This window comes from Microbacterium sp. GXF7504 (assembly GCF_054798235.1).
Genome location: NZ_JBSJZI010000002.1, coordinates 498825 through 515528, shown reverse-complemented (window position 1 = coordinate 515528; position 16704 = coordinate 498825). Strand labels below are relative to the sequence as shown.

General features: G+C 71.0%; 12 protein-coding genes. 11 read left to right on the top strand and 1 reads right to left on the bottom strand.

Going from position 1 to position 16704, the window contains the following annotated elements:
• Positions 1-4: 4 nt before the first annotated feature.
• The 7 genes from ACWAUO_RS06545 to uvrB all read left to right on the top strand — a co-directional run bounded on the left by ACWAUO_RS06545 (position 5) and on the right by uvrB (position 10226).
• Positions 5-1585: an MFS transporter gene (locus ACWAUO_RS06545; protein WP_460774054.1), complete on the top strand. Its 1581-nt coding sequence runs from the start codon at positions 5-7 to the stop codon at positions 1583-1585.
• An 82-nt stretch (positions 1586-1667) separates the two neighbouring features.
• Positions 1668-3416 carry a sensor histidine kinase gene (locus ACWAUO_RS06540; RefSeq protein WP_460774053.1) on the top strand — a complete coding sequence of 583 codons (1749 nt, stop codon included), beginning with the start codon at positions 1668-1670 and terminating at the stop codon, positions 3414-3416.
• Positions 3413-4621 (top strand): hypothetical protein, encoded by a 1209-nt coding sequence (locus tag ACWAUO_RS06535; protein WP_460774051.1) that lies wholly within the window; start codon positions 3413-3415, stop codon positions 4619-4621. The genes ACWAUO_RS06540 and ACWAUO_RS06535 overlap by 4 nt, the downstream gene beginning before the upstream one ends.
• A gap of 17 nt (positions 4622-4638) precedes the next feature.
• Positions 4639-6342, top strand: coding sequence for an ATP-binding protein (locus tag ACWAUO_RS06530; protein WP_460774050.1), 1704 nt, complete (start codon positions 4639-4641; stop codon positions 6340-6342).
• Positions 6339-7511, top strand: coding sequence for a hypothetical protein (locus ACWAUO_RS06525; RefSeq protein WP_460774049.1), 1173 nt, complete (start codon positions 6339-6341; stop codon positions 7509-7511). The genes ACWAUO_RS06530 and ACWAUO_RS06525 overlap by 4 nt, the downstream gene beginning before the upstream one ends.
• A gap of 4 nt (positions 7512-7515) precedes the next feature.
• Positions 7516-8112: a dephospho-CoA kinase gene (gene coaE / locus ACWAUO_RS06520; RefSeq protein WP_460774047.1), complete on the top strand. Its 597-nt coding sequence runs from the start codon at positions 7516-7518 to the stop codon at positions 8110-8112.
• Positions 8113-8159: 47 nt separating this feature from the next.
• Positions 8160-10226 carry an excinuclease ABC subunit UvrB gene (gene uvrB, locus ACWAUO_RS06515; protein WP_460774046.1) on the top strand — a complete coding sequence of 689 codons (2067 nt, stop codon included), beginning with the start codon at positions 8160-8162 and terminating at the stop codon, positions 10224-10226.
• Between the two features lie 34 nt (positions 10227-10260).
• Here uvrB and ACWAUO_RS06510 read toward each other — a convergent pair whose 3' ends face one another.
• The gene (locus ACWAUO_RS06510) at positions 10261-10509 is read right to left on the bottom strand and encodes a hypothetical protein (RefSeq protein WP_460774044.1); all 249 of its coding nucleotides are present in this window, start codon (positions 10507-10509) and stop codon (positions 10261-10263) included.
• A 30-nt stretch (positions 10510-10539) separates the two neighbouring features.
• Here ACWAUO_RS06510 and ACWAUO_RS06505 point away from each other — a divergent pair, with 30 nt between their 5' ends.
• The 4 genes from ACWAUO_RS06505 (at position 10540) to rapZ (ending at position 16698) form a co-directional block, all read left to right on the top strand.
• A complete protein-coding gene (locus tag ACWAUO_RS06505) occupies positions 10540-10965 on the top strand; it encodes a MarR family winged helix-turn-helix transcriptional regulator (RefSeq protein ID WP_460774043.1) in 426 nt (141 codons plus the stop codon).
• A gap of 70 nt (positions 10966-11035) precedes the next feature.
• A complete protein-coding gene (uvrA, locus tag ACWAUO_RS06500; RefSeq protein ID WP_460774042.1) occupies positions 11036-13933 on the top strand; it encodes an excinuclease ABC subunit UvrA in 2898 nt (965 codons plus the stop codon).
• 2 nt (positions 13934-13935) lie between these two features.
• Positions 13936-15795, top strand: a complete 1860-nt coding sequence (uvrC, locus tag ACWAUO_RS06495) for an excinuclease ABC subunit UvrC (RefSeq protein ID WP_460774040.1) — start codon at positions 13936-13938, stop codon at positions 15793-15795.
• 21 nt (positions 15796-15816) lie between these two features.
• Entirely contained in the window at positions 15817-16698 is an 882-nt protein-coding gene (rapZ, locus tag ACWAUO_RS06490; protein WP_460774038.1) for an RNase adapter RapZ, read from the top strand.
• The last annotated feature ends 6 nt before the right edge of the window (positions 16699-16704 follow it).

Here is a 16704-nt window from a genome sequence, read left to right as displayed (position 1 = left end):
CGGCATGACCGTCGAGCCGGCACCCGACCGCACCGACGCCGGCCCGACGCGGCCCGGACTCGTGCTCACCGCGCTGATCCTCGGCGCCCTCGTGTGCAACATCAACCTGGCCGCCGCGAACATCGCGCTGCCGGACATCGGTGACGCGTTCGGCGCCGGCCAGACGCAGCTGAACCTGGTCGCCGTCGGCTGCTCGCTGGGCCTTGCGATGTCCGTGCTGTACCTCGGGGCCGTCGCCGACCGGTACGGCCGCAAGCAGCTGCTGCTGCTCGGCCTCGCCCTCACGGTGGTCGCGAGCGTCCTGGCCGCGCTCTCGCCGACCGTGGAGTTCCTCATCGCCGCCCGCGTCTTCACCGGCGTCGCCGCCGGGATGGCGTTCCCCACCACCCTCTCGCTCATCACGGCGCTCTGGAGCTCCGGTCCGCGCCGGACCCGGGCGATCGCCCTCTGGTCGAGCGTGAGCGCCATGGCGACCGTGATCGGTTCGGTCGCGGCAGGCCTCCTGCTCGAGGTCTTCTGGTGGGGTTCCGCCTTCCTCCTGGCGGCGCCGATCGCCCTGGCCGGGTTCGTCCTCGTGTGGATCTCGGTGCCCTCGCACGTGCAGGAGTCCGACGAACCCGTCGACCACGTGGGCGGTGTGCTCTCCGTCCTGGCGGTGGCCGCACTCGTGCTGGGCGTGAGCATCGTCGTCGCCCCCGGGAAGACGGTGCCCGGCCTCATCGCCCTCGGCGCGGCCGCCCTGCTCGCGGCGGCGTTCCTGTGGCGGCAGCGCACCGCGGCATCCCCCCTCTACGACCTGCACGTCGCACGCCGCCGGCTGTTCTGGGTGCCCGCGGTCGCCGGCATGATCGTCTTCGGCTCGCTCATGGGGGCGATGTTCGTCGGGCAGCAGTTCCTGCAGAACGTGCTCGGCTACGACACCTTCGAAGCTGGGCTCGCGGTGGTGCCCGCAGCCGTCGGCCTGCTGCTCATGGCGCCCGTCTCCGCACGCGTCGTCGGTACCCGCGGCACCCGGACCACGATGCTCGTCGGGTACGCGTTCGTCTTCGTCGGCTTCCTGACGACGCTCGCCTGGCGCGAGGACACCCCGTACTGGCTCATCGGCGGTGGGTTCCTCGTGATCGGATGCGGCGCCGCATTCGCCATGACCCCGGCCTCGCGGGCGCTGACCGACGCGACCCCGGTGCGGCGGGTCGGGATGGCCTCGGCCACCTCGGACCTCCAGCGCGACCTGGGCGGCTCGGTCATGCAGGCCCTGCTCGGCGCCATCCTCACCGCCGGGTTCGCCGGCGCCTTCGCCCGCCAGATCGAGGCCACCGGGCATGCGGCCGACATCTCGGCGGACGTGGTGCAGGCGCTGCAGGCGTCGTTCGCGTCTGCACTCCACGTCGCGGACGAGTACCCCGAGTACCGTGACGCGATCATCACCGGTGCGCGGGAGAGCCTGGTCGCCGGGGCGTTCGGCGCGTACGTCGTCGGCGCCGTCGCGATCCTCGTCGGTGCGGGGCTGGTCGCGGTCCTCGTCCCGGCACGTGCACGCGAGCGCGAACTCGTCGAGGGCTATCACGCCGCCGACGGCCGGTGACCGGCCCCACCGTTGTCCCCTCTTCGGGGGACAGCGCCACGCCCGGCCGTCGGCGGGGCATCCGGCGCGATAACGTCGACTCATGAGCTTCCCCGACGCGGCCCCGGCGACCGGTGCCGCGCGCCCGGTCACGAAGCCGGACCGGTGGGAGCGTCTCGTGCGGTCGTTCACGCTGCCGCCGTTCCTCGCGAGCGCGCGCAGCCGCGCCGGTGTCGCGTTGCAGCTGGCGCTCTGTGCGATCGTCGTGCTCCTGGGCGCCCTCACCTTCGTCATGCCGCTCGCCGGCGACATGAGCCCGTTCCTGGTCGGTGCGCTGGTGATCCTCGGCGCCGGCTGCGCCGTGGTGCTCGTCCCGTGGGTGCGGGTGCCCGCCTGGGTGATGCTGTCGGTGCCGCTCCTCGACGTGCTGGGGATCACGCTGATCCGTCAGGCCGACCCCGCCGCGGGCTTCAGCCTGCTCTACCTGCAACCGGTCATCTGGATGTCGGTGTACTTCGGCCTCGTCGGGTACCTCTGCAGCGTGCTGCTGGTCCCCGCGGTCCTCATCGTGGTCGCCGCCGTCTCCCCGGGACAGTCGGTCACGCACTCGCAGCTGACCCTGGTGATCGTCATCGTCCTGATCGCGACGGTCGGCCTGCTGCTGTCGCGGCGCCTCGCGGTCCAGCACGTCCTGTTCGAGCGTCAGACCCGGACGATGGGCCGCACCCTCCGCCGGGCGCAGCGACAGGAGGAGCTCCTCGCCGAGGTGCTCGACACGGTGGACTTCGGGGTCATCCGCATCGCCGCAGACGGCAGCACGACGATCACCAACGAGGCCCACGCCCGGTTGCAGCGCGCCGTGCGCACCGCCGACCTGTCCGCCGACTCCGACGGCGTCTTCGCCGCGGACGGCGTCACCCCGCTGCCGCGCGAGGAGATCCCGTTCGCCCGCGCCGCCCGCGGCGAGGTGTTCGACAACCAGATCGTCTGGTTCGGGTCGGAGGGATCGGGCCGTCGCCGCGCGCTGAGCGTCACCGCGCGTCGCACCTATGCGGTGGACGGGACCGACAGCGGGGCGGTGATCGTCTCCCGCGACGTCACGACCGAGCTCACCGCACTCCGCGCCCGCGACTCCCTCGTCTCCTCGGTGTCGCACGAGCTGCGCACGCCCCTCACCTCGATCATCGGCTACCTCGAACTCGCCGTCGACGACCCGCAGGTGCCCGAGCGCGCCCGCAACAACCTCGAGGTGGCCGAACGCAACGCCGCCCGCCTGCTCGAGATCGTCTCCGACATCCTCACCGCGTCCAGCCGCTCGCAGATGAGCGCCGACATGACCATCTCGCAGCAGGACATCGACATCGCCGAGCTGGTCCGCGCGGCCGGCGAGGCGTGGCGGCCGCAGGCGGGGGAGCGCGCCATCCACATCGAGCTCGACGGCGTGCGTCCCGCACCGGCGTTCGCCGACCCGCTCCGGATGCGGCAGGTCATCGACAACCTCGTCAGCAACGCGGTGAAGTACAACCGCGACGGCGGGGTCGTCTCGCTCGCCACGTTCACGGACGGGGTGACGACCACGGTGACCGTGACCGACACCGGGATCGGGCTGTCCGACGCCCACCTCGACCGCCTCTTCGAGCGGTTCTTCCGCGCCGAGGAGGAGACCACGACCGGCACCGGCCTGGGGCTGGCCATCAGCCGCGAACTGGTGCGCGCGCACGGCGGTGACATTACCGCCACGAGCGCGGCGGGGCAGGGCACCACGTTCACCGTGATCCTCCCCGCCAACGCGGAGGGACGCGACGTGCTGACGGTCGAATCCGGCCCCGCCGTCCGGGGGGAGGGCGCATGATCCTCGATCCCGACACCGTCGCCGCCGTCTCGAGCGCCGTCCTCATCGTCGTCGCCGTGCTCTACCTCGGCACCTTCGCGGTCCGGCGCGACGGCGGTGGTGCACGGATCTGGGCGTTCAGCTACCTGCTCACGATCCTCGGGATCGTCTCCTACCTCGTCTGGGCGATCGGCGAGCCCGGCTCGTGGAGCGCCATCGCCGCGCTGGCCTTCGCACAGGGTGCGACGGTCGGGGCGGCCGGGTGCTTCGCGCTCGGCTTCCTCGCATACCATCCGCGACCGCTCGAGGGACCGTCGTTCGTGGTCGCCGCGCTCGCGCTGCTGTGCGCCGCGGCGTCCGCCGCCGGCGCGGCTTCCGGCGGCGGGGGCGCCGACCAGCCCTGGACCATGATCGCCGTCGGCGTGCTGTCGGTCTGGACGGCGCTCACCGCCGTCCAGGGCCCGCTCCGAGGGTTCTCCGGTGCGTGGGTCCTCGCCTGCGCAGCGGCGATCCAGGGCCTGTTCTCGATCAGCCGGGCGGTCGTGCTCCTGGTGTTGGGACCCGAGGCACCCGTCTACCGCGACTGGTTCGGCGACGTCCCCAACAACATCATGCTCGCGACGGTCGGCGTCGGCTTCTCGATCTTCATCTTCGTGCTCCGCACCGCCGTGGCCGGGGCCCACGGCCAGGGCATCGCCACCGACGAGGTGGACGAGATCCTCGGACACCACGCCTTCACGGTGCAGCTGCGGGCGCTCCTGCGGCGGGCGACCGCACGGATGGAGAACGTCGCCGTCATCGCCGCACGGCTGGATGCGCTCGAGGAGATCGCGGGGGCGTTCGGCGGCGACATCTCCGGAGACATGGCGACGGCGCTCCGCGAGGCCGCACGCCACTACGCGTCGCCGCTCGCGCTCGTCGGCGACGGTGCGGACCCGACGCTCATCTACGTCGCGACGGTCGCCCCGAGCCAGGCCGACGCACGCCGGCAGGCCGGGTTGCTCTACCGCGGCGTCGTCCAGGACTTCATCGACGGTCGCGACCTGGTGCTGCCCGGCATCGGCGTCGGCGTCGCACTCAGCAAGACCCTCGGCTACGAGGCGTCCGTCCTCATGGAGGCGGCGCGCGCCGCAGCCGTGGAGGCGGCCGCGAACGAGGAGGCGTCGGTCGAGTTCGCGACGGCACGGAACCTGGGCCGCGACCCGTTCCGCGTCGCGGGCGTGTGACGCGCTACCCTCGCCCTATGCACGCCGACGCGCCCGCCGCCGTGCCGCCGTCGTCCGCCTGGCCCGGGCGCGTGCTGGCACGCATCCGCGAGGAGTTCGCGGCGCCCGCGCGCACCCACGCGGAGCGCTCGCGGGGCCGTGCCGCCGTGCTCAACCAGTTGCTGCTGTGCGCGATCGTGCTCGTCGTGGCCGCGTTCGCACTGGCGACGGGCGAGCAGGAACGTCGCGCCCCGTTCCTCTTCGGGACGCTCCTCATCCTCGCCGGCGGTGCGGCCGCCCTGCTCGTCCCGTGGGCGCGGATCGCGCGCGGGTGGGTGGTCCTGGTCCCGCTCGTGGACATCGGCGCGATCGCGCTGCTGCGCTGGGCGGAGCCGGACGGCGGGCTGGGCCTGCTGTGGACGTTCCCGGCCATGTGGCTCGCCGGGCTCGGCGCCGTGGGGTTCACGCTCCAGTTCGTGCTCATCACCGCCGTGTACTGGCTGCTCATCGCCTCCGCCCCCTCGCCGCACTGGGGGTACACGACCTTCCTCCTGCCCATCGTCATCCTGGCCATCTCCGCGACCAGCTTCGTGAGCACACGGCGCTTCGTCGCGCAGCAGCGACTGCTCGACCGCCAAGCGGAGCTCCTGCGCGGCGCGCTCGGCACCGCGCAGCGCCATGAACTCCTCATGACCGAGGTGCTCGACGCCGTCGACTTCGGCGTCGTGCGCATCGGTGCGGACGGCACCATCACGGTCGTGAACGAGGCGCAGGGCCGGCTGCAGCGCCGCATCCCCGCGCTGGCGGACGACGTCGAGGACGACGCCGTCTACCGCGTCGACGGCGTGACCCCGGTGGCGCCGGAGGAGCGGCCGCTGCGCCGCGCACGCCGCGGCGAGGTCTTCGACAACCTCATCCTCTGGTACGGCCCGCCCGACGGCGACCGGCGGGCCCTGAGCCTGACCGCGCGGACGCTCCGCGACGACCTGGGACAGCCGGCCGGCAGCGTCCTGGTCGCGCGGGACGTGACGGCCGAGATGACCGCGCTGAAGGCGCGGGACCGGCTCGTCGCCTCCGTCTCGCACGAGCTGCGGACCCCGCTCACGTCGGTGCTCGGGTACATCGACCTCGCCGAGGAGAACCTCGACCGCCGCCCCGACGAGGCGCGCCGGAACCTCGAGGTCGCCGCGAAGAACGGCGAGCGGCTGCTGGAGATCGTCGCCGACATCCTGGCCGCCTCCAGCTCGTCCAGGCTCTCCGTCGACATGACCATCTCGCCCGAGGCCGTCGACGTGGCGGCGCTGGTGCGCAGTGCCGCCGAGGCCGCGCGCGCCCTCGCCGAAGAGCATGCCGTCACGCTCTCCACCGAGGGCGTGGAGCCGGCCGCCGCGTTCGCCGATCCGCTCCGGATGCGGCAGGTCGTCGACAACCTCATCAGCAATGCGGTCAAGTACAACCGCGAGGGCGGGGAGGTGGTGCTGGGGACCACGACGGACGGCACCACGACGTGGATCCTCGTCCGCGACACCGGCATCGGGATCTCCGAGCGGGACCAGGAACGGCTCTTCGAACGGTTCTTCCGCGCCCGTACCGGTGTCGACGGCACGGGGCTCGGCCTGTCGATCAGCCGCGACATCGTGCGCGCCCACCACGGCGACCTCACGTTCCAGAGCGCGGAGGGCGTCGGTTCGACCTTCATGGTGCGGATCCCGGCGACGGCGGCGGCCGCGGAGGCGTCATGACGATCGACCTGTTCACCGCATCCCTCATGACGGCGATCGTCTGCAATGTGGCCGGCGCACTGTTCATCATCGAGACGCTGCTGCGTCGCGACGAGGGCGCCGGACGGGTCTGGTCGATCGCGTTCCTCTCCGGCATGGCCACGACGGTCGCCTACATGATGTGGGCGGCCGGCACCGGCGGGTTCGTCTCGGTCGCGGTCGGCAACGGCCTGTTCGTGACCACCACCGGGGTGATGTGGCTCGGCTCGCGCAGGTTCAACCAGCGCCGGATGCTGCCGGCGACCCTCGTGGTGGTGCTCGTCGGCCTCGTGGTCGCCGGGGCGGCGGCCGTCGAAGGACCGGACGGCGGGGACTGGGCGGGGTGGCTCGCGATGGGACTGTCGCTCATCGCGTTCTGCGGCCTGGCCGCCGTCGAGACCATGCGGCGGCCGCTCGGCCGCATCCGCTCGGCATGGCCGCTCGCGGTCGTGCTGGGGGTGGCGGCGCTGTTCTACGTCGCGCGGGTGAGCGTCTTCGTGCTGGCGGGTCCGACCTCGACGGTGTTCGAGACGTACTTCAGCACGAACGCGACGAGCATCGTCACCGTGATCCTGACGATCGTCGCGGTCGTCGTGACCTCGGTGCTGCGTGCCTCGGTGACGCGGCTGCGCGCCACGCCGTGGCTCACCCGAAGCGGCGTCGCGAGCGACGGCGTGGTCCTCGCCGCCACGTTCGTGGGGGCGCTTCGCGACGTCGCGGAGCGCGCGCACTGGCGCAACGAACTCGTCGGCGTCATCGGCGTCCGCATCGGCGACCTCAGGCAGATCGCCAGTGCCTTCGGCGCGGAGGTCGCCGCCGAGGTCGAGTCCGCCTGTCGGCAGGGCGTGCGCCGGTTCGCGCCGCCGAACTCGTTCGTGGGGGAGGACGAGGACGGCGGACTGCTCGTCGTCACCGTGTCCACCACGGCGGCCGATGCGCGGCGCCAGGCGGCGGCCATCTACCGGGGCCTGTTCGACTCCCTCGGGTCGATCACGGGCGCGGTGATCCCCGCCGTCGGCGTGGGCCTCGCGCTGAGCGAGACCGTCGGCTACGCGCCGGAGACGCTCGTGCGGCTGGCCCGCCAGGCCGCGTACCGCGCGGCCGAGCATCCCGAGTCGACCGTCGTCATCGCCGCCGGCCCGCAAGAATAGGCGCATGCCTCTCATCGCGCTCACCGGCGGCATCGCCGCGGGCAAGTCCACCGTCGCCGATCGTCTGGCCGCCCACGGCGCGGTCGTGGTCGACGCAGACGCCATCGTCCGCGACCTCCAGCGTCCCGGCGCGCCGGTCACCGTTGCGATCGCGGCGGCGTTCGGCGACGACGTGCTCACGGCGGACGGCGCGCTCGATCGCGCCGCACTCGGCGTGATCGTCTTCGGCGACGACGGCGCACGGGCGCGACTGAACGGGATCGTGCACCCGGCCGTCCGGGAGGAGTCCAAGCGCCGGTTCGACGCGGCGTTCGCGGCCGACCCCGACGCCGTCGTGGTGTACGACGTGCCGCTGCTCGTCGAGGCCCGCGCCGACGACCCGTGGGACCGCATCGTGGTCGTGCACGCGCCGGCCGCGCTGCGGGCGGAACGTCTGGTCGCCCTTCGCGGGATGACACACGCCGAGGCGGCGGGACGGATCGCGGCGCAGGTGCCGGATGCGGACCGCCTGGCCATCGCGGACGACGTCATCGACACGACCGGCACGATCGCCGACACGCACGCGCAGGTCGACGCGCTGTGGGAGCGCCTGCGCGCCTGAGCGCAACCGCGACCCGGGTGTCGGCGGGCGCGCCTACCCTGGAAGACGTGCAGACCACGCGTTCCGTCCGTCCCTTCGAGGTCGTCAGCGAGTACATGCCCAGCGGCGACCAGCCGCAGGCGATCGCCGAGCTCGCCGCGCGCATCAATGCCGGCGAGACCGACGTGGTGCTCCTCGGCGCGACCGGTACCGGCAAGTCCGCGACCACGGCCTGGCTCATCGAGCAGGTGCAGCGGCCCACGCTCGTCATGGCGCACAACAAGACGCTCGCCGCGCAGCTGGCCAACGAGTTCCGCGAGCTCATGCCGAACAACGCGGTCGAATACTTCGTCTCGTACTACGACTACTACCAGCCCGAGGCCTACGTGCCGCAGACGGACACCTTCATCGAGAAGGACTCCTCGATCAACGCCGAGGTCGAGCGACTGCGCCACTCCACGACGAACTCGCTGCTGAGCCGGCGCGACGTCGTCGTGGTGTCGACCGTGTCGTGCATCTACGGCCTGGGTGCGCCGGAGGAGTACCTCCGCGCGATGGTCGCACTGCAGGTGGGGGAGCGGTACGACCGCGACGCGCTCATCCGGCAGTTCATCGCGATGCAGTACAACCGCAACGACGTCGACTTCTCCCGCGGCAACTTCCGGGTCCGCGGCGACACGATCGAGATCATCCCGGTGTACGAGGAGTACGCCATCCGCATCGAGCTGTTCGGCGACGAGATCGAGGCGCTGTACACGCTGCATCCGCTCACCGGGGAGGTCATCACGCGCATGGAGTCGGTGCCGATCTTCCCGGCGTCGCACTACGTCGCGGGCACCGACGTGGTGCAGCGTGCGATCGGCACGATCCAGCACGAGCTCGAGGAGCGCCTGAAGGAGTTCGAGTCGCAGGGGAAGCTGCTCGAGGCGCAGCGGCTGCGGATGCGCACCTCGTTCGACCTCGAGATGCTCGAGCAGCTGGGGTTCTGCTCCGGCATCGAGAACTACTCGCGGCACCTCGACGGCCGGATGCCGGGCGAACCGCCGCACACGCTGCTCGACTTCTTCCCCGACGACTTCCTGCTCGTCATCGACGAGTCGCACGTCACGGTGCCGCAGATCGGTGCGATGTACGAGGGCGATGCGTCGCGCAAGCGCACGCTCGTCGAGCACGGGTTCCGCCTGCCGTCCGCGATGGACAACCGGCCGCTGCGGTGGGACGAGTTCAAGAACCGCGTGGGGCAGACGGTGTACCTGTCCGCCACGCCCGGCCGCTACGAGATGAGCGTGGCCGACGGTGTCGTCGAGCAGATCATCCGCCCGACCGGGCTCGTCGATCCGGAGATCATCGTGAAGCCCTCGAAGGGCCAGATCGACGACCTGCTGGAGGAGATCCGGCTGCGCGTCGAACGTGACGAGCGCGTGCTCGTCACCACGCTGACCAAGAAGATGGCGGAGGAGCTGACGGACTTCCTCGGGGAGCACGGCGTGCGCGTCCGGTACCTGCACTCCGACGTCGACACGCTGCGCCGGGTCGAACTGCTGAGCGAGCTCCGGGCGGGCGTCTACGACGTGCTGGTGGGCATCAACCTGCTCCGCGAGGGGCTCGACCTGCCGGAGGTGTCGCTCGTCGCCATCCTCGACGCCGACAAGGAGGGGTTCCTGCGCAGCGGCACGTCGCTCATCCAGACGATCGGGCGCGCGGCCCGCAACGTGTCCGGTCAGGTGCACATGTACGCCGACACCATCACCGACTCGATGCGGAACGCGATCGAGGAGACCGAGCGTCGGCGCGAGAAGCAGATCGCGTACAACCTCGAGCACGGCATCGATCCCCAGCCCCTGCGCAAGAAGATCGCCGACATCACCGACGCGCTCATCCGTGAGGGCGCCGATACGAAGGCGATGCTCGCGCGCGACGGCAAGGGCCGCAAGGGCAAGTCGCCGACACCGAACCTGCGGCAGGGCATCGCCGCCGAGGGCGCGCAGCAGCTCGAGGAGACCATCGCCGACCTCTCCGACCAGATGCTGGCGGCGGCGTCGGAGCTGAAGTTCGAGCTCGCCGCGCGGCTGCGCGACGAGGTGCAGGACCTGAAGAAGGAACTGCGTGCCATGGAGCGCGCCGGACACGCATAAGGCCCTGCCCTGCGTCGTCGCCGCGCCGGGCGGCTCAGGGGCAGTGCATGAGCGGCTTCGGGCCGCTGCGGTCGAAGGTGTGCGCGGACATGGGGTGGCCGCAGAGGGGGCAGGGGCGTTCGACCCGGCTCGGCTCGGGGGTCGTCTCATAAGGACCGACCGACGCCGGACCGGCGACGCGGATGAGGTTCTTGTTGAACCAGGCGTACCAGCCGCCCGCCTCGCGCACCCGCTCGCGCAGTGGGCGTTGTCCGTCCGCGTCCTTGTTTCGTGCCATGATCATTAGTGTACTAATCATTTCCGAGGAGGGGCCGTGAGCGACGACCTGCTGCGCCTGGAGAACCAGGTGTGCTTCGCCCTGGTCACGGCGGCGCGCAACGTGGTGTCGATCTACCGGCCGGTGCTCGAACCGCTCGGGCTCACCCACCCGCAGTACCTCGTGATGCTGGCGCTCTGGGAACGGTCGCCGCGGTCGCTGGGGGAGCTGGCGGCCGAGCTCGCGATGGAGCCGGCGACGCTGTCGCCGCTCGTGAAGCGGCTCGAGGCGCAGGGGCGCGTCACCCGAGCGCGCCGGGTCGGCGACGAGCGGGTCCTCGAGATCGCGCTCACCGAGGAGGGCCGGGCCCTGCGCGAGCGGGCGCTCGAGGTGCCCACGAAGATCATGGCGCGCGTGGGGATGGACGAGGCGCAGCTCGCCGCCCTCCGCGACGGTCTCGCGCCCTTCGCCGGCGGCCGCTGAGGCATCCGCTCCCAGCGAAGCCGCAGGCGTGACCGGAGCCGGTGTCGGAGGTGCTGCCTAGACTTGTGTGGTGCCCATTCTTCCCGTGTCCGAACTCGCCCACTCCGCGGGAACCCTGAGCGTCCGCGGCGCCCGCGTCCACAACCTGCAGGACGTCGACCTCGACATCCCGCGTGATGCGATGGTCGTCTTCACCGGCCTGTCCGGGTCGGGGAAGTCGAGTCTCGCGTTCGACACGATCTTCGCGGAGGGCCAGCGCCGCTACGTCGAGTCGCTGAGCTCGTACGCGCGACAGTTCCTCGGGCAGGTGGACCGCCCCGACGTCGACTTCATCGAGGGGCTCAGCCCTGCGGTCTCGATCGACCAGAAGTCCACCAACCGCAACCCGCGGTCGACGGTCGGCACGATCACCGAGATCCACGACTACATGCGTCTGCTGTGGGCGCGGATCGGCGTGCCGCACTGTCCCGAGTGCGGCGAGGTCATCCAGCGCCAGACCGTGCAGCAGATCGCCGATCAGCTCATGGAACTGCCCGAGCGCACGCGGTACCAGATCGTCGCGCCCGTCGTGACCCAGAAGAAGGGGGAGTTCGTCGACCTCTTCAAGGAGCTCAGCGCCAAGGGGTACGCACGCGCGGTCGTCGACGGTGAGCTCGTGCAGCTCTCCGAGCCGCCGACCCTGAAGAAGAGCTACAAGCACGACATCGCCGTCGTCGTCGACCGCCTCGTGGCCGGTCCCGACATCCTCTCCCGCGTCACCGACTCCGTCGAGACGGCGCTGGGCCTTGCCGGCGGCGTCATGCAGGTGAACTTCGTGGACGAGACCGGTGACGACGCCTGGCAGAGCTTCAGCGAGAAGCTCGCGTGCCCGAACGGCCACCCGCTCCAGCTCACCGAGATCGAGCCGCGCACGTTCTCGTTCAACGCGCCGTTCGGCGCCTGCCCCACCTGCTCCGGACTCGGCACTCGGATGTCCGTCGACGTCGAGCTCATGCTCGGCGACGAGGAGCTGTCCATCCGGAACGGCGTGCTCGTCCCCTGGACCACGCAGGGCAAGGGGCTCTTCCAGTACTACGAGCGCCTGCTCGAGGGGCTCGCCGACGACCTCGGCTTCTCGCTCGACACGCCGTGGAAGAAGCTCGACCCGTCGGTGAAGGACGCCGTCCTTTACGGCAACGACTTCAAGGTCTCGGTCAAGTGGAAGAACCGCTACGGCCGTGAGATGCGGTACACCTCCGGCTTCGAGGGCGTCGTGCCCTACATCGAGCGGCAGTACCAGGAGGCCGACTCCGACAGCGCTCGCCAGCGCTGGGGCGAGTACCTCCGCGAGGTGCCCTGCGCGGTCTGCAACGGCGACCGGTTGAAGCCCGAGGTCCTGTCGGTGCTCGTGCACGGCCGGTCCATCGCGGAGGCGTCGCGGCTCAGCCTCGCCGACGCGCAGACCTACTTCGCCGAGCTGGAGCTCACCGACCGCGAGGCGCACATCGCCGCGGCCGTGCTGCGTGAAATCAGGGTGCGGCTCGACTTCCTCATCCAGGTCGGCCTGAACTACCTCAGCCTCTCGCGCTCGGCCGGCTCGCTCTCCGGCGGCGAGGCGCAGCGCATCCGCCTCGCCACCCAGATCGGTTCGGGGCTGACGGGCGTCCTGTACGTGCTCGACGAGCCCTCGATCGGTCTGCACCAGCGCGACAACCGGCGCCTCATCGAGACGCTCGTCGCCCTGAAGGACCTGGGCAACACGCTCCTCGTGGTCGAGCACGACGAGGAGACCATCCAGGCGGCCGACTGGATCGTCGACATCGGCCCCCGTGCCGGCGTCGAGGGCGGTCGTGTCGTGCACTCCGGGCCGTACCGGCAGCTGCTGGAGGAGGACACGTCGCTCACGGCGGCGTACCTGTCCGGCCGTCGCAGCATCGCGGTGCCGGCGAAGCGCCGCCGCGTCGACAAGAAGCGGCAGATCACCGTCGTGGGCGCGCGCGAGAACAACCTCAAGAACGTCACCGCGAACTTCCCGCTCGGGGTCATGACCGCGGTCACCGGCGTGAGCGGCTCCGGCAAGTCCACGCTCGTGAACGGCATCCTGTACGAGGTGCTGGCGTCGCGTCTGAACGGCGCCCGGCGGGTGCCGGGCAAGCACACGCGTGTCACCGGGCTCGAGGAGCTCGACAAGGTCGTGCACGTCGACCAGGCCCCCATCGGCCGCACGCCGCGCTCGAACCCCGCGACCTACACGGGGGTGTTCGACCGCATCCGGAACCTGTTCGCCGAGACCCCCGAGGCGAAGGCCCGCGGCTACCAGCCCGGCCGGTTCAGCTTCAACGTGAAGGGCGGCCGCTGCGAGGCGTGCTCGGGTGACGGCACGATCAAGATCGAGATGAACTTCCTGCCCGACGTGTACGTCGACTGCGAGGTGTGCCACGGCAAGCGGTACAACCGCGACACCCTCGCCGTGCACTACAAGGGCAAGAACATCGCCGAGGTGCTCGAGATGCCGATCTCCGAGGCGGCCGAGTTCTTCGAGCCGATCCAGGCGATCCACCGCTACCTGCGGACCCTCGTCGAGGTGGGGCTCGGCTACGTCCGGCTGGGACAGTCCGCCACGACGCTCTCCGGCGGCGAGGCGCAGCGCGTGAAGCTGGCCACCGAACTCCAGCGGCGCTCGAACGGCCGCAGCGTGTACGTGCTCGACGAGCCGACCACGGGTCTGCACTTCGAGGACGTCCGGCGGCTCCTGGAGGTGCTGAACGGACTCGTCGACAAGGGCAACACGGTGATCGTCATCGAGCACAACCTCGACGTCATCAAGTCGGCCGACTGGGTCATCGACCTCGGTCCGGAGGGCGGCGCGGGCGGCGGCACGGTCATCGCCACGGGCACCCCCGAGCAGGTCGCCCAGACGCCGGGCAGCCACACCGGTGCGTTCCTGGCCGAAGTGCTCGGGGTCGAAGAGCGGCGCAAGGCCGGCTGAGCATGCCGTCGGTCCTCCCGTACCGGCCGAAGCAGGGGGAGATCCCCACCACGCCCGGGGTCTACCGGTTCCGTGACGCCGACGGCCGCATCCTCTACGTCGGCAAGGCGAAGAACCTGCGTGCCCGGCTCTCGAACTACTTCGCGCCGCTCCACACCCTGCACGAGCGCACCCGTCGCATGGTCACCACCGCCGCCTCGGTGGAGTGGACCGTCGTGGGCAGCGACGTCGAGGCGCTCCAGCTGGAGTACATGTGGATCCAGGAGTTCACGCCGCCCTTCAACGTGCGGTACAAGGACGACAAGTCCTACCCGTACCTCGCGGTGACGCTCGGGGACGAGGCGCCGCGGGTGCTGGTGACCCGAAACCGGCGCATCCCCAAGGCGAAGTACTTCGGTCCGTACCCGAAGATCTGGGCGGTGCACGAGGTCATCGACCTCATGATCAAGGTGTTCCCGATCCGCACCTGCTCCGACGCCTCCTACAAGAAGGCGATGGCGACGGGCCGCCCGTGCTTCCCCGGACAGATCGGCCGCTGCGGCGGGCCCTGCTCCATGAAGGTCTCGGTCGAGGAGCACCGCGCGATCGTCGACGACTTCATCGCGTTCCTCTCCGGGGGCGACCAGCGCTTCACGCGTGAACTGACGAAGCGGATGCAGGACGCCGCGGCCGCGATGGAGTACGAGGCCGCGGCGATGTACCGCGACAAGCTCGCCGCGATCGAGGCGGTGCTCGGGCGGAGCGCGCTCGTCCTGTCGGACGACACCGACGCCGACCTCTTCGGCATCGCGGAGGACGAACTCGCGGCCGCGGTGCAGCACTTCGTCGTGCGCGGGGGGCGGGTGCGCGGAGTGCGCGCGACGACCGTCGACAAGGAGCTCGACATCTCCGGCCCGGAGCTGGTCGACCAGGTGCTGCAGCGCACCTACGGCGACGCCGCACCCGGTGACATCCCCAAGCAGGTGCTGGTGCCGCAGCTCCCCGACGACGCCGCGGAACTCGAGCAGTGGTTGCGCGACAAGCGCGGCAAGCACGTGACCCTGCAGGTGGCGCAGCGCGGTCGGAAGGCCGAGCTGATGAAGACCGCGACGATGAACGCGCAGCAGGCGCTCATGCTCCACAAGACCCGCCGGACGAGCGACTACGTCGCGCGTACGCAGGCGCTCACCGACCTGCAGGAGGCCCTCGGGCTCGCCGAGGCGCCGCTGCGGATCGAGTGCTACGACGTGTCGCACCTGTCGGGCACGAACGTCGTGGCGTCCATGGTCGTGTTCGAGGACGGGCTGCCGCGCAAGGACCAGTACCGTTCGTTCTCGATCGCCGAGACCACCGACGACACCGACTCGATCCATCAGGTGCTCACCCGGCGCCTCGCGTACCTCGACCGGCCGGAGGAGAACGACCCCAGCCGCACCCGGCCGCGGTTCGCGTACCCGCCGCAGCTCCTCGTCGTCGACGGCGGCAGACCGCAGGTGGAGGCGGCGGCCAGGGCCTTGGCCGACAGCGGCCACACCGAGATCGCCCTGTGCGGCATCGCGAAACGGTTGGAGGAGATCTGGCTGCCGGGGGAGGAGTACCCCGTCATCCTCCCGCGCACCTCCGAGGCGCTCTACCTGGTGCAGCGGCTCCGCGACGAGGCGCACCGGTTCGCGATCACGCATCAGCGCAAGCGTCGCAAGCGCGACATCACGAGCGTGCTCAATGAGGTGCCGGGCCTCGGGGAGGCGCGGATCAAGGCCCTGCTGCGGCACTTCGGATCGGTGACGGCGCTCAAGCGGGCGACCCCGGAGGAGATCGCGGAGCTGCCCGGGATCGGTCCGAAGCTCGCCCAGTCCGTGCACGGGCACCTCGCGGGTCGCTAGGGTGGAGCAGCGGGGGGCGCGATGACGGAGACCGACGAGCGGCGCAAGGGCGAGGTGCTCATCGTCACCGGCATGTCCGGGGCGGGGCGGTCGACGGTCGCCAACGCACTCGAGGACCTCGACTGGTACGTCGTCGACAACCTCCCGCCGCAGATGCTGCGTCCGCTGCTGGAGCTGTCCGAACTCGCGCAGAACGCCGTGCCGCGGGTCGCCGCCGTCGTCGACGTGCGAGGCGGTGAGCTCTTCTCGCGCCTCCCCGAGGTGACCCGGTCGCTGCGCGATCGTCAGGACGTCCGCGTCCTGTTCCTCGACGCGGGCGACGACGTGCTCGTGCGGCGCTTCGAAGCGGTGCGACGGCCGCATCCGCTGCAGCACGGGGGCAGCATCGTGGACGGCATCCGTCACGAGCGCAGCCTGCTCGCCCCGCTCCGGGAGAGCGCCGACGTGGTGATCGACACCAGCAGGTACAACGTGCACGACCTCACCTCGCGGATCGCGGAGCTGTTCGCCGCCGAGGGGGCGCCGAAGCACACGCTCACCCTGATGAGCTTCGGGTTCAAGTACGGTCTGCCGCCGGATGCCGACCTGGTCGCCGACATGCGGTTCCTGCCGAACCCGTTCTGGACGGAGGCCCTGCGCCCGCTCACCGGCGAGGACGCGCAGGTCCGCGAGTTCGTGCTCGGGCAGGAGGGTGCGACCGCGTTCCTCGACGCCTACGCGTCGGCGCTCCGGCCCGTGCTCGAGGGATATCAGCGCGAGAACAAACGCCACTCGATCGTCGCGGTCGGGTGCACCGGAGGGAAGCACCGATCGGTCGTGATGGTGCGGGAACTCGCCGACCGGCTGGCCGGGATACCGGGGGTGGCCGTCGGCGTCACTCATCGGGACCTCGGGCGGGAGTAGGCTGGA